The sequence below is a fragment of the Streptomyces sp. Tu 3180 genome (assembly GCF_009852415.1).
In the GTDB taxonomy this organism is placed as follows: Bacteria; Actinomycetota; Actinomycetes; order Streptomycetales; family Streptomycetaceae; genus Streptomyces.
Genome location: NZ_WOXS01000002.1, coordinates 112,575 through 136,640, shown reverse-complemented (window position 1 = coordinate 136,640; position 24,066 = coordinate 112,575). Strand labels below are relative to the sequence as shown.

Below are 24,066 nucleotides of genomic sequence, written 5' to 3'. Positions count from 1 at the left end.
GTGCCACAAGGCAGTCAGAGCCATGGGCATGGGAGCCCCACCAGGCAGGACATCTTCGGCGCCGAGCGTGAATGAAACCAGCCGGTTGCCGCGTTGATCGACAGCGAGGGGCTTGGGTGAGGGATTGAGCATGCGGAAGCCTGCCCCAACTCCAGCACACCCAACGCTGTAGACAGGCAGGAACGCGGTAGCAGCAATTCCTACACACCATCTGAAACGGCGTCTTACGAGTTGGTGCGTGATAGTGGGTGGGCCGTGTTTGGCCTGGTCGTTGCCCGTCTTCAGACGTTGACGGTGCGGTCGGATACGAGGCTGGCGATGGCGCGGTAGGTGTCGGGCAGGCGGTCGCGGCGGTGGGTCCAGCGCGTCAGTTGCTTCCAGCGTTTGTGATCGGCGAGGGCGTGTTCGACGGTGATGCGGTCGGAGGAGTGCCAGTGGCGGTCACGTTCCCACTGTTCAACTCTGCCGGGCAGTGCTCCGGGCCGCGGCTTTCTGGGCGGTGTGATCGCTTGCCCGCGGTGGTCGCGGCTCAGGCCGAGACAGCCGTCGTCCAGGAGGACCTCGACGTCGGGGAAGTGCTGGAAGCAGACGGCGATGCCCTCGCTGCGGGCGGCCGTGGCATCGTGCATACGTCCAGGTCGCAGGGCATCGGTCCATAACGTGCGGCCACGCCAGTCGGCGATCACGGTGGCCTTCATCGTGTTCTGTTTCTTCTTGCCGGAGACGAACGCGCGCCGGCCACCACGTCCGGCCGGTGGCCGGCGGACCTGGATCTCGGTGGCGTCCAGCCGCAGCTGGACGCCTTCGGCCTGGGCATAGGCGAACACGTCAGCCAGAGTCCGCAATCGCAGACCAGGTTTGTCGGGGACCGCGCACCCGCGCTCGGCCAGGAGCGTGCGTACTTCTGCGATCGCACGGGTGATGGTGGATCGGTCAACGCCGAACAGCAGCCCCAGCACCGAGTGCGGCAGGGCGTGCCGCAGATGGATCAGCGTGGCCACCAGCCGGTCGACGAACACCAACTGATGGCGGGCGCCGGCACCCGCGGCCCGCTTCCTGGCCCCACCTCGTGCAGCATGACGGCGGCCCTCGAGTCCGGCATGCCACGGCACCGCCAACTCCTCGACTAAGTCAGCGAGATGACGCCGCGAGATCCCCGTGAACAACCGATGCGCCAGCACCACCCGATTGACCATGATCGCCACACCTGGATCATGCCACCCGCCAGGCACACACGGCCCGCCCACTATCACGCACCAACTCGTTAGTCACTACAAGCGGCGCGGACACAGTCCCTGAAACTGGTCAGCAATCAGCACAAGCACCGTTGCAGTACTAAGCCGCTACCGGATGAGGTGGCTCTCGATGTGGTCGATCACCGCTGACACGGCCTGCCGGTAGGCGGTGCTCGACCGGCGGACCTGGGACAGCAGCATGCCGCCCTGGATGGCGGCCAGCAGAGCGGTGGCGAGCGCGGCGGTATCGGCGCGCTCGCTCAGCTCGCCCCGTGCCTGCATGCGTGCGAGTCCCGACCTGATGGGGCCTTCCCACCGGTCGAAGGCGGAGACGAGTCTGGTCCGTGCCGACTGGTCGCTGTCGGCGAGTTCGCTGGCGAGCGAGCCGATCTCGCAGCCGCCTTCGCATCCTCTTGCGTCCTGTCGACTCCCTGCCCTGTCGCACCACTCGCGCAGGGCCTCGATGCTGTCCAGGTTGTCCAGCAGCGGACGCTGCTGGGCGAGCTGGGTGTCCGTCTGGTGGTCGATGACCGCCAGGACCAAGCCCTGCTTGTCGCCGAAGTAGTGGTAGATCTGCGACGCGCTGACCCCGGCGGCCGCCTGGATGTCCGGGATGCTCGTGCCTCCCGCGCCGCGGTGGAACATCAGTTCCGCAGCGGTCTCGATGATGCGTTCGCGGGTCTTACGGCCGCCCTTGGTGAGCCGCTGTCTCTTCGACTCTCCGGTCTTCCCTGGTGCGCTCATATGCCCACGCTACTCAAGTTGGAATTGACATTCCAATTATGCTTCGTCGAAGATCCTGGAAAGGTCATTCCATACCGGGTGGCCGTCTCTTCAGACAGGTGAGTGCCATGCCCCTCGACCCCCAGATCGAGACCCTGCTCAAGGAAGTGGCCGCGGGAGGCGGACCGGCTCCCGAAACCCTGACGGTGGCGGAGAACCGCGCGTTCGGGCGCGCCTTCGGCGCCCTGGCCGGCGCTCCCGTACCGGTCGCCGACGTCCGGGACACCACGGCCGCTGCCGACGGCCGCGACATACCCGTCCGTATCTACCGGCCCGTCACCGAGCCGGATGCCGGGCCGCTGCCCGTGACGCTCTTCCTCCACGGCGGCGGGTGGGTCTTCGGCGACCTGGACACCCAGGACAACATCGCCCGCATCATGGCCAGCCGCTCCGGCACGATCGTGGTCTCCGTCGACTACCGGCTGGCACCCGAGCACCGCTTCCCGGCCGCGGTCGACGACGCCTACGCCGCACTGACCTGGGTCGCGGACAACGCCCCCGGCTTCGGGGGCGACGGAGAGCGCATCGCCGTGTTCGGCGAGAGCGCCGGCGGCAACCTTGCCGCGGTTCTCGCACAGGAATCCCTGCGCCGTGGGGGACCTCGCATCACGCTCCAGGTGCTCGCCTACCCGGCGGTCGACCGGTTCGACGACAGCCCCTCGATGTACGAGAACATGACGGGCCCGGTCCTCTCCCGTCCCTACCTCGAGTGGTTCTGGGGTGCCTACCTCAGCACCCCGGACCAGGGTGCCGACCCGCGGGTCTCGCCGGCGCGCTCCGACGAACTGGCCGGACTTGCTCCCGCCGTCATCGTCACCGCCGAGAACGACCCCCTACGCGACCAGGGCGACCACTATGCCCGCAAGCTGGCCGACGCCGGCGTGCCGGTCCAGCACCTCCCGGTCGAGGGAGCCATTCACGGCTTCCTCTCGTTCACCGGCTCGGTGCAACTCTCGCGGGACGTACTGAATCAGCTCTCGGACGCCGTGGCCGCAGTCTTCAACTGACTTGGCCTATACGGCCTCGTCAGTCGCCGATCTTCTTGCGCACGCAAGCGGGACAGTGACCACCACTGAAACGATCCCGCTGGTCGTTCGCGGTGTTCGCCGTACCTATCCGGTACCTGAGCGGCGAGCGTCGTCCAGGACGTCACGCAGTGCCCAGTAGGCGGGTTTCACCTCGTACGTCGCGTCCCAGGGAAGAGCGTTTCCCGGACTCGGGGGATAGTGCCGCAGGTCAGCCGTGGAGCCGTACTTGTCGGTGAACCCCCAGGTCGAGAACGAGGTGCAGTTGGGTTCTTCGCCGCAGACTGCGAGTTTCCCCGCCAACTGGCGGGCCTGGATGTCCTCTTCGTCCTCGTCGACGAGGACGTCCGCCTCCGAGACCCGGGCCTTCAGGCCGAGCCCGGCCAAAGCCCGGACCTTGCGTCGGAAGACCTCGGGGTCGGTACGGTCGCCGACGGCGTATTCGTGGTTCTGGAAACCGACGCCATCGATCGGAACGCCCCGCTCCTTCAACCGGATCAGCAGCGCGTAGAGGGCATCCCAGCGTGGACCGTCCTCCTCCACCCCGTACTCGTTGAGGTACAGCACCGCGTGCGGGTCGGCCTCGCGGGCAGCATGGAAGGCGATGTCGATGTACTGCTCACCCATCGCTTCGAACCACAACTGTGGCCGCACGCCCCGGTTGCCGTTGGAGTAGTCCTCATCCTCGTCGGACATGGGCTCGTTCACCACGTCCCATTCCGCCACCTTCCCCCGGAAGTGGCCCGCTACCGCGCGTATGTGCTCCACCATGACGCGCCTGCGTTGCTCGTGCGTCATCTCGGCGCGCATCCATGCGGGCAGGGCTTCGAACCAGACGAGGGTGTGGCCGTGCACCTTCATCCTGTTGGCCTCGGCGAAGTCCACCAAGATATCGCCTTCCGCGAACGCGAACACGCCGCGTCGAGGCTGGACGAACTGCGGCTTGAAGTCGTTCTCCGGCGTAAGCATGGAGAACTCCTCACCCGCCGTCCGGCGGTAGGCGCTGTCAGTCAGCAAGGGGCCCGCGGCCAGGGCGGTTCCCATACGGATCGGGCGTGGGAGAACCGCCGCCAGATCACGCATCGCATCGCTGGACCGGGGCACTCGCAGGCCAGGCGCGTCCACGACGGACATCCGGCCCCGTCCCAGTGACCGCGCGTGGAGATCGCTGAGGGTCCAGCCCTTCCCGCGGGCTCCCGCATCCGCGCCGAACCAGATGCGGCCACTGCCGAAGACGTCCCGCGCGGGAACGGTTCCCACGACCCTGCCGTCGGCCTCCAGCACAAGCCTGTTTGCGCGGACTTCGACGGCGAGGCGGACTTCGAGCCCCAGGCCGCTCCCGAAGGTCCGGGTCATCGCAGGTCTGTCGGAGTCCCCGTCCCAGCGGTCGATCCGGAGCCTCCCGCCGACCACGCCGATGCGCACGCCGCGCCGTTCGTAGCGCCATTCGTCGTAGATGACCGGCGTCTCACCGTACAGATGCAGATAGGCATCCGTGCCATCCGTGCGCCGCAGGCCGGCTTCGATCCGGACATCCCCTCGGAACACCATGTGGGGACCGCGCAGGTTCACCGGTGGGTTCGGCTGTCCGCCGGTACCGTCCTGGCGTGTGATGCGCCGGTCGAGGGATGTGACCCGTACCCCTGTGTGCGTGGGCTTCCCGCCGGCGAAGTGAGCCCAGTCCCTGCCGTTCAGGAGGTCCTCCACAGGTCCCCCCGCGGGCGCGGAGGTGCCGGCACGGTCCCCCGAGACACCAGCGACCAAGGCACACACAACCGCGATGACAGCGCTCTTTCGAAACCGCATGAACAGCAGCACTCCGTATCCTCAGCCCGTCTTCCGACGGCATCGCCGCCCTCAGCCACACCGTCGCCGAGCACCGTCCTCCCAGCCGTGGCAAGAACGGTGCGCAACCGATCGCGCCGCCCCGCTGCGACTGATCGCCATTGTTTCAGGTGCGAGTGAGGGACCGTCGGCCGAGGACCGTTCGGGAACGACGGCCGGAGAGCGGTCGGTACGGTCGGCGGTGGGCCGGTACGGTCGGCAATGGGACCGTTTCATCCTGATTCCGCAGCTCGCGGGGCTGGTGCGGTCCGGGGTGACGGATTCCTGCCGGTCAGCATCATGATCACTGCGGGGGTGATCGTCGGTCACCTCTGGACCCGGTGTTCGCGATGACGAGGAGGGCCCGCAGGAAGGTGGTCGCGTGGCGGGCGGCGGTGGTCTCGCTGGACCGGCCGGGCCGGGCGGAGGAGATACCGGCCAGCTCCGTGCGTAACAGCTCCGCACGTTCCTCCAGCTCAAGCCGCTGCTGCACCGTCCACGTCAGCACATCCGTCATGCCGCGGAACCTACGCGGCCAGCCGCCGGGCCCGCCTCAGAACGCCTGACCTCACCCGTGACAGACGATCACGTGCTGACGATCTCGCCCCCGACCAGCCGGAGCCCACCAGCCACGACCCACACCAGGGCCCATGACCTGCGATTTTCAGGATGGACCGCGCTCAATGGGAGATGCCCGGGGGAGGAGTGTGCGGCGCCCGACTCGTACGTACGACAGGGGAGCCCCGTATCCGCCATGCCGCCGCCTCCTGGCAGCGATACTGGATGCATGGACGCGACGATCACCGCCACCCGCGCCGAGGTGCTGCGGGACCGCTGCCGCAGCCGACTGCCCGAGCGCTTGCAGGAGCTGGCCGGCCCCGTCGAGGGCGACGTGGACCTGCCGCTCCACATCGTCTGGTCCGGGCGGACGAGCTACAGCCTGGACCGTCCGAAGTCCCGCATGACGCTCTACCGGACCGTCCTCGCCGAAGGACTGCGCGAGGACCTGGTGGTCCTCCTGCAGCACCGGCTGCTCGCCGAGCAGTGGCCCGTGCTGCGGCGCTTGATCAGTCCCTGCATCCGCGAGGTCTGGGAGGACGCCTTCCCCGAGCTGCTCCGCACCGCTCCGGCCGACACGACCGCAGCGTGAGGCTCATTCCGCTCCACGAGCGTCTCCTCGCCGACATCCTCGACCTCGGCTCCCCCTATCCTCTGGTCCTCACCGGCGGATACGCCGTGCAGGCGCACGGCCTGGTCGAACGCTTCAGCCGTGACCTCGACGTCGCCACCGAGAACCCCGCTCCGATGCAGGAGATCGTCGCCTCACTCACAGCAGGGCTCAGCGCGCGCGGATGGCGGACCACGCACGTCCAGACCGATCCGCTCAGCGGCCGGTTCCTCGTCACCGATCCGGACACCGGAGAGGAGTGCGAGGTCGACGTCCTCAAGGAGGCGTTCTGGGCTCCGCCCGCCCAGACCCCCTACGGGCCCCGTTCTTTCCCCCGACGACGTGATCGGCACCAAGGTCCGTGCCCTCGCCGACCGCGGCACCGTCCGCGACCTCATCGACGTCCAGGCCGCCTCCCGCCACCGCTCCACCGCCGACCCCGAATCCCTGGGCCGCCGTCGCGCCCACGACGAGTTCAGCCTCGAAGACCTCCGGGACCGGCTCGTCGGCGCGGACTGGTACGAGGATGAGGACTGCACCGCGTACGGGCTCACCTCCCGGCAGATCGAAGAACTCAAGGCGTGGGCGCTGGAGTGGGCGGAGGATCTGGGTGCGCGGATCCATGACGAGAACGCCTGGGGCGAGGGCGAGGGCGCGGAAACAGGAACGGTCTGGGTCAGCGGGCGTTGCTCCAGCCGCCTGTGCCGGCGGAGTACGAGTCGAGCAGGTCCACCACGAAGACCAGGGTCGAGCCCGCCGGGATCAACGGCGAGGGCGACTGGTTGCCGTAGCCGAGACGCGGGGGAACGACGATCTCGCGCCGACCGCCGACCTTCATCCCCCTCAACCCCCGGTCCCAGCCCTTGATGACCCTGCCGCTGCCCAGGGCGAACTTGAAGGGCTGGTCACGGTCCCAGGAGGAGTCGAACTCCTTCCCGGTCTCGAAGGTCACCCCGACGTAGTGGACCCTGACCACCGTGCCCGGCTTCACCTCGGCCCCGTCCCCGACGATCAGGTCCCGGACGGTCAGTTCGGCAGGCGCAGCACCCTCCGGGACGTCGACCTCGGGCTTCGTCAGTTCACTCATCGCAGTTCCGTCACTCTCCGTCGCAGACCCTCGTGCGGGTCGACCCGGCCCATGGACACTCCATGCGGCAGAGGATCACGCTAACGCGCATGCCGGTTTCCGGAGCGCACCGGATCAGTGGCCGCGCATGGCGGTCCGTCGCACGGCCGGCGCACGAGCCCTCGCACACTCGGGCGGGACGCGGTGGCTCGGGTTGCACGGCAGCCGCCCGGGCGGGAAGCGGCGCAGAGGGTCAGGGCCGACGCGCGCCGTTCAGTCGACTGCGTCGAGTCGCGCCGCCGCCCGCAGGTCCCTGAACGACGAGATGACCTCGGCCAAGCCGTGCCGCAGGGGCATCTCCGGCTGCCCGCCGCGCCAGGGTCTTTGAGAAGTGATCGGGCCTTGCCCCCGGGGAGTGGACACCTGTTCGTGTTGTTATGCGGCGAGTGCCAGGGTAGCTGACCGCTGTTCGTAGGCGATCGGTGCCTGGTGTCCGTTCGCCGAGTGTCGTCGGCGGGTGTTGTAGCGGGTGGTCCAGCGGAAAACCGTCAGGTGGCAGGCGAGGGCTCCGTCGAAGCGGCGGGCGCCACGGAGCGTTTCGTGTTTGAGGGTCGCGTTGAACGACTCGGCGAGAGCGTTGTCCGCGCTGGTGCCGACCGCGCCCATGGACTGCTTAAGACCGTGTCCTGCATGGTCAGTTGGTCGTTGGACTGGTCATGGGGAGTGGGCGGTGGGGATGGATCGTGCCGGATGGCCTGTGGGAGATCGCCAGGCCACTGCTGCCGCCGGCGCGGGTGCGTCCGCAGGGCGGCGGGGTCGCGAACATCGATGACGAGGCGGTGTTCGCCGCGATCATCTATGTGCTGGTCAGTGGCTGTGCCTGGCGGGCGTTGCCGCCGTGCTTTGGGGCATCGAAGTCGACCGTGCACCGCCGGTTTCTCATCTGGTCCCGGGCCGGTGTGTGGGGACGACTGCACCAGAAGGTGCTCGAGCTCCTGGACGGCCAGAACCTCGTCGACCTGTCGCGCGCTGTCCTCGACTCCGCTCACGTCCGCGCTAAAAAAGGGGCGAACACACAGGTCCGAGCCCCGTGGACCGGGGTAAGCCGGGTTCCAAGATGCACGTCTTGTCCGACGCGAACGGACTGCCCCTACGCGTCGGACTCTCCGCGGCCAACACCCACGACAGCCTCGCCCTGAAGCCGATGCTGTCCCACTTCCACATGGGACACGAATCCCACGCGACCGATTCCAAGCCTGGGCGTCTCCACGCGGACAAGGCATACGACATCCCTCACCTGCGGCGATGGCTATGGGGCAAGCACATCGGCGTCCGCATCGCCCGCAAAGGCATCGACTCCAGCGAGCGACTCGGCCGACGCAGATGGGTCATCGAACGCACCATGTCCTGGCTGACCGGCTACCGCCGACTCAACCACCGCTACGAACGACGCCCCCGCAACTACCTGGCCTTTCTCGGACTGGCAGCCGCGCTCTGCTGCTACAAACGGCTCCTCAACCTGACCATGTAGGACACGGTCTAAGGCGTTCCGTGTCCTCATGTCCACGTTCACGGTGGCTGATGCGCGACGCAGATAAATGGAGTGCCGAGGAGCTTGTACTCAGCTTGTTCTTTATCTACCAAGATCTTCCGGGCCTGCCGATGGCCTTGTGGGTCTCGGGGCGTTTGACGGTTGTGCCGACGTCGTAGCGGGGTGCCCGGTGTCTGTTCTTGGCACCGGGCGGGCGTCCGGGGCCGGCGCCGCGGGGTTTGGGAACGCGGGCCGGGCAGGCGAGGCGAGCGCGGATGTTCCTGAACCCCCGGCGGACCCGGGCCGGGCTGAGCCGGTCCGAGGCGGTGGGTTTTTCCCAGGGCCGGCGGAGGTCCGCGGCGAGAGGGCGGGCGAGCCGGAGCTGGGTGTGAGCGACGATCAGGATCCAGGTCCAGCGGTCCGCCGCCTCGGGAGTACGGAGCTTCGGGGTGGTCCAGCCGAGGGTCTGCTTCGCGAAGCGGAAGGTGTGCTCCAGATCGAAGCGACGGAGAAAAGCCTGCCAGAAACGGTCCACATCGTCCGGGGTGGCGCCGGTCTTCGAGGACCATAACCACACCGGCGGAGCGTCTCGTTCCTTTGACAGGTGCTCGACCTTCAGCCGGGTCAACGCGCCCCCAACCAGGGGTAGTTCACCGTCGTGGTCGAGTCAGGACGAGCGGTGGGTGAGCCTTGGGCGAACTCGGTCCCACGCCTGGGTCTCGGCCTTGCCGTAGTTGGTGGTGTCGGTGACGGTGGTGATCGCGGGCTCGGGCCAGGTCTCCGGCTTGGTGAAGCGGAACTCCGGGCCGTACTTGGGCGGCCGGCTGTTCGTCCCCGGCCGGCGGGGCGACTATTGAAAGAGTGTTTTGTCCCGGCAGGGTTGTTTGGTTCGAGGTTCAGGTGTCGCGCCAGCTCGGGGTGGATTCTCGGCTGAGGCGTCGGCTTATGAGGTCGATCACGGCAATGTGGGTCATGGCTTCGGAGCGGTGGGGGTGGGTTTCGTAGTCGCGGGCGAGGCGGCGATGATGCATGAGCCAGCCGAAGGTCCGCTCGACCACCCAGCGTCGCGGGATCACCTTGAAGCCTTTGGTTCCAGGGTCGCGTTGGACGACTTCCACGTCGATGCCGAGGCGGGCGCCGTGTTCGATGGCCTTGGTGCGGTAGCCGGTGTCGGCCCAGGCTTTGGTCACGCGGGGGTGGGTGGCGGAGAAGGCGACCTTGCCCAGCATTACGCAATCCGCTGCCCCGTGTCGCATCCCGGCCGACACCGCTGAGGAGGTCCTGCGCGGCGTGGACACCCACAAGGACGTTCACGCCGCGGCCGTCATCACCATGCTCGGTGCCGCCCTGGACGGCCGGAGCTTCCCGGCGACCGCGCAGGGATACCGTCAGCTCCTCGCCTGGGCCCGCTCGTTCGGAGTGGTGCGACGCGCCGGCGTCGAGTGCACCGGCTCCTACGGGGCGGCCTTGACCCGCCACCTGCACGCCGAGGGAATCGAGGTCACGGAGGTCAACCAGCCGGACAAGGCCGCCCGCCGACGCCACGGCAAGACCGACGCCGTCGACGCCGAAGCCGCCGCCCACGCCGTGCTGTCCGGGCGTGCCACCGCCACGGCCAAGACGAGCGACGGCCCGGTGGAGATGCTGCGGCTGTTCAAACTCGCCAAGGGATCGGCGATCAAGTCCCGCACCCAGGCCGTCAACCAGCTCAAAAGCGTCCTGGTCTGCGCCGACTCCGCCCTGCGCGAGGCCCTGGCCGGCCTGACCAACCCGCACCTGATCAAGCGGTGCGCCGCACTGGAAGCTCTGGACGCGACCGGGCCTGCTACAGCTGCCCGGCCCTGCGTCTGCCGGCCCGCCGAATCCAGCACCTGACCGAAGAGACCGACGACCTGAACCAGCGGATAACCCAGGCCGTCAAGGCGAGTTCGCCCGGTCTGCCCGACGTACGCGGCGTCGGCCCGGACAGCGCCGCAGCCCTGCTCATCGCCACAGGTGACAACCCTGACCGCCTCACCAGCGAGGCATCTTTCGCTGCCTTGTACGGCACCAGCCCGGTCGAAGCGTCCTCCGGCAGGACCCAGCGCCGCAGACTCAACCGCGGCGGCGACCGCCAGGCCAACGCCGCCCTCCACCGGGTCGTCCTCAGCCGCCTGCGCTGGGACGACCGCACCCGGAACCACCTGCAGCGACGCCTTGCCGAGGGCAAGACGCGCCGAGAAGTCATCCGCTGCCTCAAACGCTACATCGCACGGGAGATCCACCGGCTCCCCGCCACTCCGAGCCCCGCAGCCAGCCGCGCACATGCCGCAACCGCTACCTGACATCCACAGGGACATCAACGCCCTCCTGAAGTATGTGCGTCACCGGCCTGCCGGGAAGTTCCCGCGGGACGGTTGCGGCCAGAGGGAGGGCAGGGTCAGGTGCCACCAGTCGGTCAGGCGGTCGTCGAGGACGGTCGTACCCTCAAGGGCCTCGGTGAGGGTGCACAGGCCGAAGAACGCACGCACCAGGGTCCGGGCCGTGCGGGCGGGGCGGACACGCTCGTTGACATGCCCTACCAGCCGGGCCTGCGCGAGCAGTCGCGTGGCGGCGGCGGTCCACAGCGCGAAGGGGTCGGGAACGGGAGCCTTGATGATGGTGCGCTCGGCCCACAGACGGGCACCGGCACGCGTCACGGGATCCCGGGTGAGGGCATGGGCGATGTCGTAGCTGAGGGCGACGAGCCGTTCGAGCGGGGGGATCGTCTCGTCTCCGTAGCGTGCAGCGAGCTGAGACCAGGTGGCGAACCGGTCCTCGACGACGGCGACGGCGATGCCCTCCTTGCCGGTGTAGTGGAAGTAGACCGCGCCGCTGGTCCGGCCCGACCTTGCGCTTATGTCGTTGACGCTGGTGGCCGCGTATCCCTGTTCAGCGAACAGTTGGGCAGCCGCTTCCAGCAGTGATCTACGGGTTGCCTTAGCCCGTTCCTGCAACGTTCCGTCCGCCCTCACTCTGTTCTTGTGCCGGCCACGAATCTAGTGCGCCAGCGTACGCCCGGAGTTCAAACAGGCACTTTCGTGCGGTAATTACGCAGTTCTTTCGAATGCGAACGCGTGCGAGTGGTAGCGGACGCAAGGCGCTCCGGGCCCCCCGCGGCCAAGCATGCATGACAACTGACGTGCGAGCATGTGATGTTGATGGTCTCGGCGGCTGCGTCACGGTTGTCGCCGCCGCACGGTCATACGCCTGTTTCCGGCGCCCGTCGAGTCACCGAAAAGGGTTATTGCCCGATTTACCTGGACGGAAATAACGTAGCGGAAACTATCTTTCCGTTTCCTGCGGATACGGACATGCCGCATGCGTACATGCGAAGGCATGGGAGGCCCCAGTGACCACCTCGGACCGCGCTCTGTTCGACCCGTCACCCGAAGCGGTCGTCTTCGACTGCGACGGCACCCTGATGGACAGCGAACGCCACTGGCAGGCGGCTCGCAGCCGGGCCTTCCGGGAGCACGGACTCCAGCCACCGCCCGGGTTCGCGGAGCAGGCCCTTGGTCTGCACTACGAGGACTGCGGCCGGCTCATGGCGCAGTCCGTGCACAAACCCGAACTGACCGAGGACCTGACAGCCGCACTTCTCGACCACTTCCTGGCACTCGTCACCGACGAACCGGTGACGATGCCAGGTGCGGTCCGGCTCGTACAGCTGCTCTCCGGCCGGTTACCGCTAGCGGTGGCCAGCAACTGCCCGAGGGTCGTGGTCGAAGGCAGCCTGGAACGGGCCGGGCTGCTCGCGCACTTCCAGCACCTCGTCGTCCCTGACGCCGGGGACCGCGTGCGCCCCAAGCCACACCCCGACGTGTACGCCGTGGCGGCCCGGCTCTGCGGTGTCCCCCCGCACCGGGCACTGGCGGTGGAGGACTCCCTGACCGGTGTGGAAGCGGCCCGCCGGGCCGGTCTGCGGGTCCTGGGCGTCGGTCCCCGGCCGCAGGGCGACGGCGCCACCCGGGCCGACGGGTGGCTACCGTCGCTGGATGCTCCCGAACTGCTGGCCTGGGCCCACGCACTTGGCAGCCCGCGGGGGACGCATGGGACTTGACAGCCCGCCGACATCCGGCGCCGCCAGGCGCTCGCACTCCCCGACGGACACGGACGACGGCACGCTGATGCGGCGGGAGTACGCTCCGCTGCCCCGCAAAGTGCGGCGGCAAAGGGAACCAGCAGGGCTCCTGTGCTTCTGAGCTGAGGCGCCGGACACCTTTCTCAGCGGAGCGGGAGCCCTGTCCGTCGCGCCTCTCACTCCACGCCACCGGCATCACCAATTCGGCCGCGTCGAAAAGGCTCAGCCGACGTGATCCCACGGCGGCGCTGTCACATCAGGGCCCGTCCTCGAAGACCATCGAGTGGTGGATCATGGTGGGGTGGTACGTCGTCATGAACTCACCGGCCCTGAGTGGGAATTGCTTGCTCCGCTGATACCGCGGGCGGCCACTGGCCGGCCGAGGGTGGAGGACCGGCGGGTCGTCAACGGGATGGTCTACAAGATCCGGACCGGGATCTCCTGGCATGACCTGCCAGAACGCCAAGGACCGTGGCAAACCGTGTACACCCGCTTCCGCCGCTACGCCCCCGACGGGGTGTTCACCCAAGCGCTGCAGCAGATCCAGGCCCACGCCGACGCGGTCGGCGGCATCGACTGGCTCGTCCAGATCGACTCCACCATCGTCCGCGCCCACCAGCACGCCGCCGCCACCGGCCGAAAAGGGGCGGCACCGGCAGGACGAACCGGACGATCACGCCCTCGGCCGATCCCGAGGAGGATCGACCACCAAAATCCACCTCGCCTGCGACGGCAAGGGCCGCCCGCTCGCGATCCTGGTGACGCCCGGCCAACGCCGCGACAGTGTCCGCGCACGCCCCCTGCTGGAGCGGATCCGTGTTCCCCGCACCGGCCCGGGCCGACCGCGGTGCAGGCCCGACCAGGTCATCGCAGACAAGGCTTACAGCTCCCGCGGCTTCCGCGCTTACCTGCGGAAACGCGGCATTGCGAACACCATCCCCGAAAAGATCGACCAGCGACGGCACCGGCTGAGGCGCGGTGGCTACGGCGGCCGACCGCCAGGGTGCGACCGGGAGACCTACCGGCGGCGCAACATGATCGAGCGCTGCTTCAACCGGCTCGAGGGCTTCCGTGGGATCGCCACCAGATACGAGAAGACCGCCACTTCCTACGAAGCAGCGGTCAGCCTCGCGTCGTTCCTGCTCTGGGCAAGATCCGTTTGAAGACGGACCCTAGATCCGCCGGTGACTGGGGTTGCCCACCGCCGGGCCGCCCTCCAGTACCGGGCGCCGGCGCAGTCGTACGGCGTTCAGTATGTGCTCGCCCAGGGGGTCGGATTCTAGGTGTGGATGGGCGTCGATCCGCAGGCAGTGCCCGTCACGGGTGATCACATGGTAGGCGACCACCTTGCCGCCGAAGAGATTGGCTCCGTGGGCCTGTCGTGAGAGCACAAGGCGGTCGACGTCGTCCCAGGTCACGGCGCGAGGGCGGCCGTAGGAGGTGTACACGAGCCCGCCCGTGTACAGATGCGCGCGAACGAATCCCTTGGGCATTCTCCACAACAGGACCGGAAGCGCGATGATCACCAGGACGAGCGCCGCGAGCAGACAGAGCACCACGGTGGTCACCAGCTTCCGGAGGCCGGGGATGTCGGTCCCGGTCTTGCTGAGGACCCAGTTCACGCCCCACAGGGCTCCCACGATCACAGTGCCGATGGTCACCGTGCCGGCCACGATCTCCAGCGGGCTGGTGTTCTTACGGGTCAAGACGTGATCGCCCAGCGAACGCTCGGCCGCCAGGCGGGTGACGCGTGCCGACGGGGCGTATCCCTTCATCTCCATGGCATTGGGGAACCGCTTGATGACGGCGACGCCCAGGACCGAGGCGGCGAGGCCCGCGAGGAGGACGGTGACGGCGGACGAGGCCGGGGTGTCGCCGAAGATCAGCACTCCTAGGCCGTACAGCATCGTCGCCAGGCCGCCGAAGACCACCAGCAACATCAGGCAGCCCAAGTTCAACAGGGGCCCGGGCTCGGAGTGTTGCTGCGGTTCATCTGTCATGGCGTCCCCCAGGAACTCGTGGTTGGCATGCCGAATCTAGCTGGCTCTGTTCGTGAGTTACGAGAGCGCCTGTAGTTCAGCGTGGAGAGCGTGATTGTCCACGGGAGAGTGATGTTGCTGAGTTTTGAGAGCGCCGCTCTGCACGACGAGGGGCCCCGGGTGCTGCCGAAGTCCAAGGTCGATCTGTACGCGGTGATCTGTCGTGATGCGAAGGCTGGTCTGTCGAGCCGTGCTCTTCAGCGGAAGCACGGCGGCGGGTTCCTGACCGTGCAAAAAGCGTTGGCGTCAGCCTGGCCGGAGCACTGGAAGAAGCTTCCTCCCGGTCGACGCGGCTGGAGCACCATGTGCCAGGCCCGCCTCGCCCGTGAGGTCTGTGACTGCGAGCGCTACGCCGGACGCCGCGTCTGGGAGGGCGCCCACGGCAATCGGCACCACGTACCCCTCCTGGCAGCGCCACCGCTACACGCTCCCAGACCTTCCCCCGGCTGCACGTCGTCCTCACGGGCAAGGTCGAGCACCTGCTCGACAACCGCCTGAAGGCGCTCGCCGCCGACGTGAAGGGGGGATCGCCGTCGCGGTGTGGGTGAACACCCTGCTCCGGCTGAAGCGCGGCGAGCCCTGGTACGAGATCGGCGTCGACGACCCGGACCGGCGCCGCCGACGCTACCCCGAACCCACGGGCCGCTGACGACGCGCGCGACGGAGCCTTCGCTGTCAGCCGGCCAGGATGTCGCGTAGTTCCCGTACAGCGTGCTCGTGGTGGTGCTGGGTGGGGATCGCTTCGTACAGGTCCTGGGCGCGGCGGCGGACCAGGCCGGTGCGGTAGTCGCCGGGCAGCGCGGTCAGGGCGGCGACCGTGCGGCGGCACGCCTGCTCGGTGTCGCCGTCGTGATGGGAGCAGGCGGCGGCGTCGATGTGGAGCAGGGTGCGGGTCATGGTGCTGGTCGGCGCGGACAGCTCCAGCGCCCGCTGCTGGCTCTCCCCAGCGCGTCGGGTGTTCCCGAGCGTGGTGAACGCGTGGCTGAGGTGGACGTGGTGCTTCTGCTCGCCGTACGTCAGCCAGGTGTCCGACTGTTCGCTGTCGGGGAGCCGTTCCATGAGGACGTCGGCGGCGGCGAGCGCGGCGCGGGCCTGCTCGGGCTGGTGGTTGAGGGCGTAGGCGCGGGCGGCGACCGCGGCCGCGAGCGTCGCCGCGGCCGTCGGCCGGGTGCTGGCGATGCGGCGCGCCTGTTCGGCGAGGCTGGCCGCTGCTCTCGGGGCGCCGTAGTTGAGCGGCACCATCGTCTCCCGGGCCAGCACCCAGGCGTACAGCTGCTGGTCACCGGATTCGGCGGCGGCCCGGGCGGCGGTGGCGAACCAGGCGCGGGATTCCCGGCGGCTGCCCAGGTCGTGTAAGACGATCGCGGTCATCCCGGCCATCTGCCCGGCCGTCCGGCACAGCCGCGCCCGCACCGGAGCGGGCTGGGGCACGGTGAGCAGTGGGCGCAGGGTCGTGAAGTCGGCGGCCAGGTCGGCGAGGACGCGGGTGGGCTGCTGGCCGTGGTAGCCGTACCCGTAGCTCTCGGCTGCGGCCTCCAGGTCGGCCAGGTCCTGGGGCGTGTCGGGGGAGAGGGTCTGGTCGACGTCGGTCCGGGCGGCGGTGAGGGCGGCGAGCGCCGGAGCGGTGAGGCCGGCGGCGAGCGCGCCACGCAGCAGATTGCGGCGCTTCATCGGATCATCTTCTCCATGGTGGGACTCCGTGCTGAGAGCGGCGGTGTCCTCCCAGGGTTGCGCAGCCAGCCCCAGGAGGGCATCGGGAATGCGCAGACCGCCGGAGATTCGCTCGACAGTTGCCAGTGCGGTGACAACCGCGGCGCCCCGGGCGATCTGGCCGACACGCTCGGCTTTGAGCGCGCACGCTTCGGCGATCCGGTTGAAGGAGATCCCCGCTTCGTGGGTCATCGCGAACACCACGGTGAAGTCGCGCTCCCGCAGGGCCCGGACGAAGGCCGGGTCGGCCAGCAGATGGTGCGGCACCTGGGCGGGCGATGGCGGTAAGTCGTCCACAAGTCCCCTGAATCTCGCGGAATGACGAAGCGTCAGCCTTACGGCCATACCCACCGTGGGACCCCCATGGAGGGGTTAGCGCAAGCGGCTGCCCCGGCTTCACTGGCGGGTGTTCGCGGCCGTTCCGTCACGGGTTCGGCCGACCGATCAGGAGGAGGGTCCTCATGCAAAGTCCCGTCCAGCCCCCGCCCGCCACGTCCGGTCCGCAGGGCAGCGGTCTGGTCCGCTCCCGGCAGCGGATCGTCGCCGCCCGGAACCGCAACGCCATCCCTCGGACGGCGGCGGCACCGGCCGCAGCGACGGCAACGACTGACGGACCGGGAGCCCTGACGCGATGACGGATGTCTCCATCGCGGCATGCCTGGGCGACGACTTCCTCGCCCAGGCACTGCACCGCGAACACCGCCACGTACCCGGCGCACTCGACGTCGCCGGACTAACGACCTGGGACGACCTCAACCACATCCTCGCCGGCCACCGCCTGGAGCCGCCGCGCATGCGGCTGTCCCGCGACGGCGAGACACTGCTGGCCGGCGGTTACACCACCCCGGTGGCCACGCGCCGGCACACCGTGTGGCACCGGCTCCACCCCGCTGAACTGCACGCCCGCCTCCTCGAGGGCGCCCCCTTACTGGCCCTCACAAAGCTTCTGGACGTGCCTATGGGTGATCAGACAGACGGTGAGTCCGAGGAAGGCCTCGTGGATGTCGTCGCGTCGTTCCCACCGGATCCGCAGGCGGCGGAAGCCGTGCAGCCAGGAGATCGTCCGCTCGACGACCCAGCGGAAAGTGCCCAGACCAGTGCCGTGCGGTTGTCCCCGCTCCGCGATCGCGGGCCGGATGCCGCGCTGCCGCAGGAGCCGGCGGTACTTGTCGTGGTCGTAGTCGCGGTCCGCGAAGAGCGTGTCCGGCCGCCTGCGCGGCCGGCCGACCACTCCGGCCACTGGCGGGATCTTGTCCAGCAGCGGCAGCAACTGGGTGACGTCGTTGCGGTTTCCGCCGGTCAGCGACACCGCGAGCGGGATCCCCTGGCCGTCGGTGATGACGTGGTGCTTGCTTGCCCGGAGGTGCGCGGTCGACCGGACTGGGCCCGCTTTTGGGCCCCGCCGGGCCGCCCGCACGTGGGAGGAGTCGATCACCGCCCGAGACCAGTCCAGCTGGTTCTTCGACCGCAGCTTGTTCAGCAGCAGCTGGTGCAGCTGATCCAAGACGCCGGCCTCGTTCCAGGCCGCCAGGCGCCGCCAGCAGGTCATCCCCGAGCCAAAGCCCAGCTCCTGGGGCAGGTACTCCCACTGGATCCCGGTGTGCAGCACGAACAGGATCCCGCACAACGCCTGCCGGTCCGGCACCCGTGGCCGGCCCGCCACCAGCTTCGGCCCCGGCTCGGGCAGCAACGGCTCGATGAGCGACCACAGTTCGTCCGACACGATCCACGGCCGCGACTGACGCTTCCCCATGCTCACATCAACGAACGATCATGCCGACAGTCACATGATCAAACCGCTTTTGTTAGAGCCAGTAAGTGAGGCTTGACCCTCACGTGGCGTCAGGCTGCATAGTCGGTGCCGTGGAGGATCACTGGACCGTGGGACACGTGGCCAAGCTGGCTGGCGTGAGCGTCCGCACGCTGCATCACTATGACGAGATCAGGCTCGTTCGGCCGTCGGCGCGGACCGCGGCCGGGTACCGGGCCTATTCGGCGGGCGACGTGGAGCGGCTGCGGGAGGTGCTGGCCTATCGGCGATTGGGCTTCGGGCTGCGGGAAATTGCGGAACTGGTCGGGGACCCGTCCACGGACGCGGTCGCGCACCTGCGCCGACTGCGCGGCCTGCTGCTGGAGCGGCGTGATCGCGCTGACGCCATGGCGGCGGCCATCGACAGGGAACTTGAGGCACGCGCGAAGGGACTGAAGGTGACACCGGAGGAGCAACTGGAGATGCTCGGTGCACGGCTGTACGACGCGATCGGCGGCGCTTACACCGCGACACGGCGTACCGAGCCGCGGATCGCCGCGCAGATCTGGGACGCGCTCGGGGACGCACAGACAGTGCTGAACGTCGGGGCCGGCACCGGCTCCTACGAACCTGCTGATCGCGACGTGACCGCGGTGGAGCCATCGGCGGTCATGCGGGCGCAGCGGCCCGCCGGCTCGGCGCCGTGCGTGGCCGCCGCCGCGGAGAGCCTGCCGTTCGAGGACCAGTCCTTCGACGTCGCGATGGCCGTCTCCACCGTTCACCACTGGGGGGACCCGATAGCGGGGCTGCGCGAGATGCGGCGCGTGGCCCGCCGCGTGGTGGTACTCACTTTCGACACCGATGAGCCCGGATGGCAGGACCGGTTCTGGCTTACCCGCGACTACCTGCCCGAGTTCGCCGCCGTCCTCGCAGAGTTTCCCTCGCTTGCTGGGATGGCCGACGCGATCGGCGCCCGCGCTGAGCCGGTGCCCATCCCGTGGGACTGCGCTGATGGCCTGTTCGAGGCGTACTGGCGCCGGCCGGGGGCGTATCTGGAGGATCACGTGCGCCGTGCGATGTCGGTGTGGACGAGGGTCGGGCCGGAGGCCGAGGAGCGGGCGGTGCGAAGCCTCAGCGACGACCTCGACTCCGGCCGGTGGGCCGAGCGCAACCGCGACCTTGCCGACCTCGACACCGCAGATCTCGGCCTCCGTCTGCTCATAGCTTGACGCGCGTCGCAGGTTCAGCGTCAATGGCGGCTCCTGGTAGGCCCGCTGGTTCGGCTGGTTGTCAGGCGGCCCCTCCGGCGTGGCGTCTGGTCAGCTGGCCTGGGCTTGTGCGGCTTGGGCCTTGGTATGGGCAAGGCGGTGGGATTCGGTGCCGGTCTGGATGATGGCGCCGTTGAAGGTCAGCCGGTCGACGATGGCCGCGCAGAGCCGCGGGTCTGTGAACGTCTTCGTCCACCCGCTGAAACTCTCGTTCGAAGCGATCGCGACGCTGTTCTTCTCCTCGCGTTCGGTCGGAACCTGAAACAGCAGCTCAGCGCCCCTGCGGTCAAGCTCCATGTAGCCGAGTTCGTCAATGCGCAAAAGATCGACGCGGCCGTAGCCGGCGATCGTCCTGGACAGCTGCTTGTCGTCGGCGGCTTCGACCAGTTCGTTGACGAGCTTGGTGGCCAGCACATAGCGGACGCGGAAGCCGTGCATCGCGGCTTCGGTGCCCAGGGCGATCAGTAGATGCGACTTGCCGGTCCCGGAGTCGCCGATCAGGCGGAGCGGCTCTCCCTTCTTGACCCGTTCGCAGGTGGCGAGGGTGTTGACGGCGGCGGGGTCGATGTTGGGATTGGCGTCGAAGCCGAACGCCCGCAGGCTCTTGTCGCGGGGGAAGGAGGCAGCCTTGATCCTGCGCTCGGAGCGTCGGCGGGCCCGGTCGTCGCACTCCGCCATCAGCAGTTCGGCGAGGAAGGCCCGATACGACATCTGGTCGCGGGCGGCGCCTTCGGCGAGGTCGGCGAACTGCTGGCGGCTGGACGGCAGCCTGAGCATGCGGCATGCCTGGTCGATCGAGGCGGTGACGGCTTCTTCGGTCAGTCCGCGCTTGCGATTCATGATCCCTCTTTCTCGCCGGTCGTGCGGCCGTGCCGTTTAGACGCCATTTCACTTGGTGTGATCTTGCGGCAGTCTGGGGTGATGACTGCTGCGCTTGTCGAGCGGATGGCGCCTGAAGACCTGTGGACCCTCTTCCAGCGGGTGGTGCCGCCGGCGCCGGTTCGCCCGCAGGGTGGAGGGCACCGTCGGCGCGGAGACCGCGAAGTGCTGGCCGCCATCATCTTCGTGGCTACCTCGGGGTGCACCTGGAACCGACTGCCACCAGGCTTCGGCCTGTCGGGTGTGACGGCCTTCCGGCGGTTCACCGAGTGGACCGAGGCCAGGGTGCGGGCGAAGCTCCACCGCCTGGTCCTGGACGAACTCGGTGCCCGGGGTGAGCTGGACTGGTCGCGGCGCGCGATCGACTCCGTCAGTGTCCGGGCTCTCAAAGGGGGCAGCTGACGGGACCGAATCCGACCGACCGCGGCAAGAAGGGATCGAAGATCCACCTCATTGTCGATCGCCAGGGCCTGCCCCTGTCGATCGGCATCTCCGCCGCCGACCTCCACGACAGCCAGGCCCTCATCCCACTGGTCCGCGGCATCCCGCCCATCCGCTCCCGCCGCGGTCCACGGCGCCGGCGCCCCGGCAAACTGCACGGCGACAAGGGCTACGACTACCGTCACCTGCGCCGATGGCTCGCCTCCCGCGGTATCCGGCACCGCCTCGCCCGCAAGGGCATCGAGTCATCCCGGCACCTCGGCAGGCATCGCTGGGTGGTGGAGCGGACCGTGTCGTGGCTGTCCGGCTGCCGCCGCCTGCATCGCCGCTACGAACGCAAGCCGGAACACTTCCTCGCCTTCACCGCCATCGCCGCAACCCTCATATGCCACCGCCGCCTGGCCAAGTGAAATGACCTCTAACGGGCCTCCTCCTCCGCGTCCATCATCACCGAGGCCAGACCGCGGCGCTGGTGGCCGGGCTCCACCTCCAGCCCCGCGACGTCCACGGCCTGCCCGTCCGGGTGGACATACACATCCAGGTGCCCAGCGTGCTCACCACCCCCCAGCGCCATCACCCGCCGGCCCGACCAGGCCCCGCCGCCGTCGACCTTCCAGTCGGTCAGCCACGGCGACACCCCCGCCGCATCCAGCCGCGACTCGGCCCCACCCACCCCCGCCACCGCCGTCCACTCCCGGGTCGCGGGCAGACCCCACAGCGACACCACGCGGCTGCTCACCGCCCAGATGTGCGGCAGGGACTGAGGGGACCCGGCCACCGACTCCGCCACCTCCCGCGCCGCCTCATCCCTGTCCCGGCCGGTGAAGGCGGCGCCGTCGGCCTCGAGGACCACCTGCACCGTGACCTGCGCACCGTGTTCCGGCGCCACGGGCCAGGGCATGGGATGACCGACCACCTGCGCCACCCGCTCGACCTCCCCCCGCGCATCCGGCTTCGAAGGGGGAGTCGAAGATGACCTCCGCAGCCCCGCTCAGCACGGCCACCAGCCGGTCGACCTCCTCGGACGGCCCGACCAGCCGCACCTGCGTGAGAACCGGACCCGACGACGTCTCTGCGCTCACCACTGCTCCCTGAAACCGGCGGGCGGCTGAGATCAACATGCCGATTCCTCCTGCTCGTTGGCCCCGCACGGGGCTTGTGCGCCCGCGGCCCGGCACGCCGACCTTCCCGCCCGTCCCGCACCCCGGAACACGGCACCGGCCACACGAGCCGAAACCCCGCCCCGCCCACCGACACGCCCCTCGGCGGTTCTTCACCCTCCACCCGATCGCGCCGCAACGCGTGCGACGCCCACCGCACCCGCATGAGGTCCCCCGAGGACCGCCCGGACAGGACGGCGGGACCATCGGCGGCCCCGCTCCCCTCGCACGCCGCGCGGGGCCGCCCCCTTCCTTTTCGGCAACGGCGGACACCGCTCCCGCCGAACACCCCAAGCCCCAAGGTGCCGGTAGACGCGGTCGACTCGACGACGTCCCAGGGCCCGGGCCCCGGGACGTCGTCCCCGAAGGTTTCCCGCCCGCGGGAGCCGCCGGCTCTTCGCCCGCCGTGCCGCGCCTGAGGGCCGAAGGATCGTGCGGTGACGGTGCACGGGCGCCGTGCCCGCACGCGGAGGCCGATCTGCATGAGCGTTCCCGCCCGGCCGGGGCTGCCCGGGACCGGTGTGCCCGCCTGGGGCGCAGGCTGACCCTGCCGTACCCGGCCTGCGGCCTGGCCACCCACCGCCACCACACCCCGGACCGCGACGGGACGGACGACTGCCGGCCCCAGGCCGGGCCCGATCCGGTGCGCGCGATCACGGGGGAAGAGCCGGAGGCGACGTGGATCGCGCTGGTCCCCGGTGACTATCCGGCCAGACTGATCGCCGGCACCAAGGTCCACCACCTCGCCGACGGCATTGCCTGGCCCGGCCCACACCCCCGCGACGGCACCGCGAAGATCGCCCACGACGCCTGCTGCCCGGGCCTGCACGCCACCGAGCCGGTCACCAGCCGCGGCGCCGGTGAACTGTGGCGGGCCATGCGCCTGCGCCTGGCCCGCCGCCCCCACCCCTGGCTGCCGCACCACCAGCACCATCCCGGCTCATGGCCCCACGCCGCGCACGGGTGGGCGCCAACCGGGCCGATCAAGACCCCGACGGTGATGATCACGCCGTTCTGCGGCGACTTCCCCCGCAGAGCGGGCCGATCGAGGACGGGTGTGACACCGTGTCCAAGTCCGGTCCGTCACCCCCCGTAGTGACGGACCGGGCCTTTACGGCCGGTGCCGAAAGCAGACCGCCGCCCGGCGGATCCCCGGCCGAGGCCCTTCCTGAACACCGGCACCCGGCCCGGCGCTCCATGGAGTCACCCGAACGGGTGGCAGACCGCTCACCGTGCAACCAGGACAGATTCCTGCCGGTCCCCTCCCATGTAGCAGCGTTCGTTCACCTGCAGGGGGAGCACTCTCTTGCGCATCCGTTCGATCCTGGCCGCCGCCGTCACCGCCGGAACCCTGGCCGTCCTGATCCCTGCCGCGTCGGCGTAGGCCGCCGAGTACAGCTCCGCTGTGAAGGTCCGCGGGATCCAGTACGACGCCCCCGGACCCGATTCCAACAGCTGCTCGACGGGCAACACCGACGAGGAGTACCTGACGGTCAAGAACTACTCCGCGTCGGCGACCGTCAACCTCGAGGGCTACGTCGTCAAGGACGCCGCCGGCAACCGCTTCGCCTTCACCGCCAACCACTACCTGCAGCCCGGCGACTACATCAAGCTGCGCGGCGGCCACGGCACCGACTCCGACGCGGGCAACGTCGTCTACCGCGACAACTGCAACTTCCTGTGGAACAACGACAAGGACACCATCTACCTGTACAAGCCCTCCGGTGCCCGCGCGGACGTGCACTCCTACACCAAGACGGCCAACGACCGCGACGGCAACGGCTACATCAGCTATCACGGCTGAAACCCCCCGCCCGGCACCCGAGCAACGCACCGCACGGCGCCGCCCCCTCCGGGGCGCATCCGCGCAAGCGCCAGCCGTAGCCGACAGGCGTATGCCGGAGGAGGGAGGGACGGGTCAGGTCCGTGCTCTCTGGAGCTCGATGACCTCCGGCTGAGCCTGGGCCGAAAGGCCGTCGAGGAACCGGGCCTCCCCGTAGGCGGCCTGCTTGGCCCTGAGAGCCTGCTCGGTGGTGGTCGCGGCGAGCGCCACCCACGCCGCGGTACACCACGGTTCTTCACCAC

21 protein-coding genes and 5 pseudogenes are annotated in these 24,066 nt (G+C 69.1%); 11 read left to right on the top strand and 15 right to left on the bottom strand.

Going from position 1 to position 24,066, the window contains the following annotated elements; translation table 11 throughout:
- Positions 1 to 281: 281 nt before the first annotated feature.
- The gene (locus tag GL259_RS01805; protein WP_208026590.1) at positions 282 to 1,196 is read right to left on the bottom strand and encodes a transposase family protein; all 915 of its coding nucleotides are present in this window, start codon (positions 1,194 to 1,196) and stop codon (positions 282 to 284) included.
- Positions 1,197 to 1,343: 147 nt separating this feature from the next.
- Entirely contained in the window at positions 1,344 to 1,979 is a 636-nt protein-coding gene (locus tag GL259_RS01800; protein WP_159528617.1) for a TetR/AcrR family transcriptional regulator, read from the bottom strand.
- Positions 1,980 to 2,086: 107 nt separating this feature from the next.
- Here GL259_RS01800 and GL259_RS01795 point away from each other — a divergent pair, with 107 nt between their 5' ends.
- Positions 2,087 to 3,025, top strand: a complete 939-nt coding sequence (locus GL259_RS01795) for an alpha/beta hydrolase (RefSeq protein WP_159528615.1) — start codon at positions 2,087 to 2,089, stop codon at positions 3,023 to 3,025.
- A 105-nt stretch (positions 3,026 to 3,130) separates the two neighbouring features.
- Here the strand turns inward: GL259_RS01795 and GL259_RS01790 are convergent, their stop codons facing one another.
- Positions 3,131 to 4,861: an endo-1,4-beta-xylanase gene (locus GL259_RS01790; protein WP_208026401.1), complete on the bottom strand. Its 1,731-nt coding sequence runs from the start codon at positions 4,859 to 4,861 to the stop codon at positions 3,131 to 3,133.
- 310 nt (positions 4,862 to 5,171) lie between these two features.
- A complete protein-coding gene (locus GL259_RS01785; RefSeq protein ID WP_159528613.1) occupies positions 5,172 to 5,384 on the bottom strand; it encodes a hypothetical protein in 213 nt (70 codons plus the stop codon).
- Between the two features lie 270 nt (positions 5,385 to 5,654).
- Between GL259_RS01785 and GL259_RS01780 the strand changes: the two genes are divergently transcribed.
- Together GL259_RS01780 and GL259_RS01775 are read left to right on the top strand one after the other, a co-directional pair.
- Entirely contained in the window at positions 5,655 to 6,017 is a 363-nt protein-coding gene (locus GL259_RS01780; RefSeq protein WP_159528611.1) for a hypothetical protein, read from the top strand.
- Positions 6,014 to 6,668, top strand: a pseudogene (locus tag GL259_RS01775) (nucleotidyl transferase AbiEii/AbiGii toxin family protein); the annotation flags it as partial. The gene GL259_RS01780 and the pseudogene GL259_RS01775, both read left to right, overlap by 4 nt.
- Before the next feature lie 43 nt (positions 6,669 to 6,711).
- Here GL259_RS01775 and GL259_RS01770 read toward each other — a convergent pair.
- Together GL259_RS01770 and GL259_RS01765 are read right to left on the bottom strand one after the other, a co-directional pair.
- Positions 6,712 to 7,122 carry an FKBP-type peptidyl-prolyl cis-trans isomerase gene (locus GL259_RS01770; protein ID WP_159528609.1) on the bottom strand — a complete coding sequence of 137 codons (411 nt, stop codon included), beginning with the start codon at positions 7,120 to 7,122 and terminating at the stop codon, positions 6,712 to 6,714.
- A 414-nt stretch (positions 7,123 to 7,536) separates the two neighbouring features.
- Positions 7,537 to 7,782 (bottom strand): annotated as a pseudogene (locus GL259_RS01765) (integrase core domain-containing protein); the annotation flags it as partial.
- Between the two features lie 35 nt (positions 7,783 to 7,817).
- Between GL259_RS01765 and GL259_RS01760 the strand changes: the two are divergent.
- Positions 7,818 to 8,632, top strand: a protein-coding gene (locus tag GL259_RS01760; RefSeq protein ID WP_243762168.1) for an IS5 family transposase whose coding sequence is annotated in 2 segments (ribosomal slippage) — positions 7,818 to 8,166 and positions 8,166 to 8,632 — 816 coding nt in all. Because the reading frame shifts where the segments join, the coding sequence is not laid out codon by codon here.
- Between the two features lie 106 nt (positions 8,633 to 8,738).
- Here GL259_RS01760 and GL259_RS01755 read toward each other — a convergent pair.
- Positions 8,739 to 9,455: pseudogene (locus GL259_RS01755) on the bottom strand (transposase); the annotation flags it as partial.
- Between the two features lie 73 nt (positions 9,456 to 9,528).
- A pseudogene (locus tag GL259_RS01750) lies at positions 9,529 to 9,834 on the bottom strand (transposase); the annotation flags it as partial.
- 52 nt (positions 9,835 to 9,886) lie between these two features.
- On the opposite strand from GL259_RS01750, the pseudogene GL259_RS01745 reads away from it, so the two are divergent.
- Positions 9,887 to 10,956 (top strand): annotated as a pseudogene (locus GL259_RS01745) (IS110 family transposase).
- Between the two features lie 39 nt (positions 10,957 to 10,995).
- On the opposite strand, the gene GL259_RS01740 reads toward GL259_RS01745, so the two are convergent.
- Positions 10,996 to 11,607, bottom strand: a complete 612-nt coding sequence (locus GL259_RS01740) for a ScbR family autoregulator-binding transcription factor (RefSeq protein WP_159528605.1) — start codon at positions 11,605 to 11,607, stop codon at positions 10,996 to 10,998.
- 395 nt (positions 11,608 to 12,002) lie between these two features.
- On the opposite strand from GL259_RS01740, the gene GL259_RS01735 reads away from it, so the two are divergent.
- Both GL259_RS01735 and GL259_RS01730 read left to right on the top strand, forming a co-directional pair.
- Positions 12,003 to 12,713 (top strand): HAD family phosphatase, encoded by a 711-nt coding sequence (locus tag GL259_RS01735; protein ID WP_159528603.1) that lies wholly within the window; start codon positions 12,003 to 12,005, stop codon positions 12,711 to 12,713.
- A 322-nt stretch (positions 12,714 to 13,035) separates the two neighbouring features.
- Positions 13,036 to 13,897 (top strand): IS5 family transposase gene (locus GL259_RS01730; RefSeq protein ID WP_208026588.1). Its coding sequence is split into 2 segments (ribosomal slippage): positions 13,036 to 13,392 and positions 13,394 to 13,897, totalling 861 coding nucleotides; the frame shifts between segments, so codons are not numbered across the junction.
- A 9-nt stretch (positions 13,898 to 13,906) separates the two neighbouring features.
- On the opposite strand, the gene GL259_RS01725 is transcribed toward GL259_RS01730, so the two are convergent.
- The 3 genes from GL259_RS01725 to GL259_RS01710 all read right to left on the bottom strand — a co-directional run bounded on the left by GL259_RS01725 (position 13,907) and on the right by GL259_RS01710 (position 18,236).
- Entirely contained in the window at positions 13,907 to 14,674 is a 768-nt protein-coding gene (locus GL259_RS01725; RefSeq protein ID WP_159528601.1) for a DUF6585 family protein, read from the bottom strand.
- Between the two features lie 774 nt (positions 14,675 to 15,448).
- Positions 15,449 to 16,780, bottom strand: coding sequence for a hypothetical protein (locus GL259_RS01715; RefSeq protein WP_159528599.1), 1,332 nt, complete (start codon positions 16,778 to 16,780; stop codon positions 15,449 to 15,451).
- A 628-nt stretch (positions 16,781 to 17,408) separates the two neighbouring features.
- Positions 17,409 to 18,236, bottom strand: a complete 828-nt coding sequence (locus GL259_RS01710) for an IS5 family transposase (RefSeq protein WP_159528597.1) — start codon at positions 18,234 to 18,236, stop codon at positions 17,409 to 17,411.
- A 128-nt stretch (positions 18,237 to 18,364) separates the two neighbouring features.
- Between GL259_RS01710 and GL259_RS01705 the strand changes: the two genes are divergently transcribed.
- Positions 18,365 to 19,462, top strand: a complete 1,098-nt coding sequence (locus tag GL259_RS01705; RefSeq protein WP_166461615.1) for a MerR family transcriptional regulator — start codon at positions 18,365 to 18,367, stop codon at positions 19,460 to 19,462.
- A gap of 90 nt (positions 19,463 to 19,552) precedes the next feature.
- On the opposite strand, the gene istB is transcribed toward GL259_RS01705, so the two are convergent.
- Positions 19,553 to 20,341: an IS21-like element helper ATPase IstB gene (istB, locus tag GL259_RS01700; protein WP_159528593.1), complete on the bottom strand. Its 789-nt coding sequence runs from the start codon at positions 20,339 to 20,341 to the stop codon at positions 19,553 to 19,555.
- Between the two features lie 81 nt (positions 20,342 to 20,422).
- Between istB and GL259_RS01695 the strand changes: the two genes are divergently transcribed.
- Positions 20,423 to 21,231 (top strand): IS5 family transposase gene (locus GL259_RS01695; protein ID WP_208026400.1). Its coding sequence is split into 2 segments (ribosomal slippage): positions 20,423 to 20,770 and positions 20,773 to 21,231, totalling 807 coding nucleotides; the frame shifts between segments, so codons are not numbered across the junction.
- Between the two features lie 8 nt (positions 21,232 to 21,239).
- Here the strand turns inward: GL259_RS01695 and GL259_RS01690 are convergent.
- Positions 21,240 to 21,722, bottom strand: coding sequence for a GNAT family N-acetyltransferase (locus tag GL259_RS01690; RefSeq protein WP_159528589.1), 483 nt, complete (start codon positions 21,720 to 21,722; stop codon positions 21,240 to 21,242).
- 902 nt (positions 21,723 to 22,624) lie between these two features.
- Between GL259_RS01690 and GL259_RS01685 the strand changes: the two genes are divergently transcribed.
- A complete protein-coding gene (locus GL259_RS01685) occupies positions 22,625 to 23,077 on the top strand; it encodes a DUF6083 domain-containing protein (protein ID WP_159528587.1) in 453 nt (150 codons plus the stop codon).
- Between the two features lie 309 nt (positions 23,078 to 23,386).
- Positions 23,387 to 23,785 carry a lamin tail domain-containing protein gene (locus GL259_RS01680; RefSeq protein WP_243762190.1) on the top strand — a complete coding sequence of 133 codons (399 nt, stop codon included), beginning with the start codon at positions 23,387 to 23,389 and terminating at the stop codon, positions 23,783 to 23,785.
- 114 nt (positions 23,786 to 23,899) lie between these two features.
- Here the strand turns inward: GL259_RS01680 and GL259_RS39255 are convergent, their stop codons facing one another.
- Entirely contained in the window at positions 23,900 to 24,034 is a 135-nt protein-coding gene (locus GL259_RS39255) for a hypothetical protein (RefSeq protein WP_279578615.1), read from the bottom strand.
- Positions 24,035 to 24,066 lie beyond the last annotated feature (32 nt).

Coding starts and splice junctions, on each gene's coding strand:
- GL259_RS01805 (WP_208026590.1), bottom strand. CDS start 1,196: ATGGTCAATCGGGTGGTGCTGGCGCATCGGTTGTTCACGGGGATCTCG.
- GL259_RS01800 (WP_159528617.1), bottom strand. CDS start 1,979: ATGAGCGCACCAGGGAAGACCGGAGAGTCGAAGAGACAGCGGCTCACC.
- GL259_RS01795 (WP_159528615.1), top strand. CDS start 2,087: ATGCCCCTCGACCCCCAGATCGAGACCCTGCTCAAGGAAGTGGCCGCG.
- GL259_RS01785 (WP_159528613.1), bottom strand. CDS start 5,384: ATGACGGATGTGCTGACGTGGACGGTGCAGCAGCGGCTTGAGCTGGAG.
- GL259_RS01780 (WP_159528611.1), top strand. CDS start 5,655: ATGGACGCGACGATCACCGCCACCCGCGCCGAGGTGCTGCGGGACCGC.
- GL259_RS01770 (WP_159528609.1), bottom strand. CDS start 7,122: ATGAGTGAACTGACGAAGCCCGAGGTCGACGTCCCGGAGGGTGCTGCG.
- GL259_RS01725 (WP_159528601.1), bottom strand. CDS start 14,674: ATGTTGCTGGTGGTCTTCGGCGGCCTGGCGACGATGCTGTACGGCCTA.
- GL259_RS01710 (WP_159528597.1), bottom strand. CDS start 18,236: ATGGGGAAGCGTCAGTCGCGGCCGTGGATCGTGTCGGACGAACTGTGG.
- istB (WP_159528593.1), bottom strand. CDS start 20,341: ATGAATCGCAAGCGCGGACTGACCGAAGAAGCCGTCACCGCCTCGATC.
- GL259_RS01690 (WP_159528589.1), bottom strand. CDS start 21,722: ATGCCCTGGCCCGTGGCGCCGGAACACGGTGCGCAGGTCACGGTGCAG.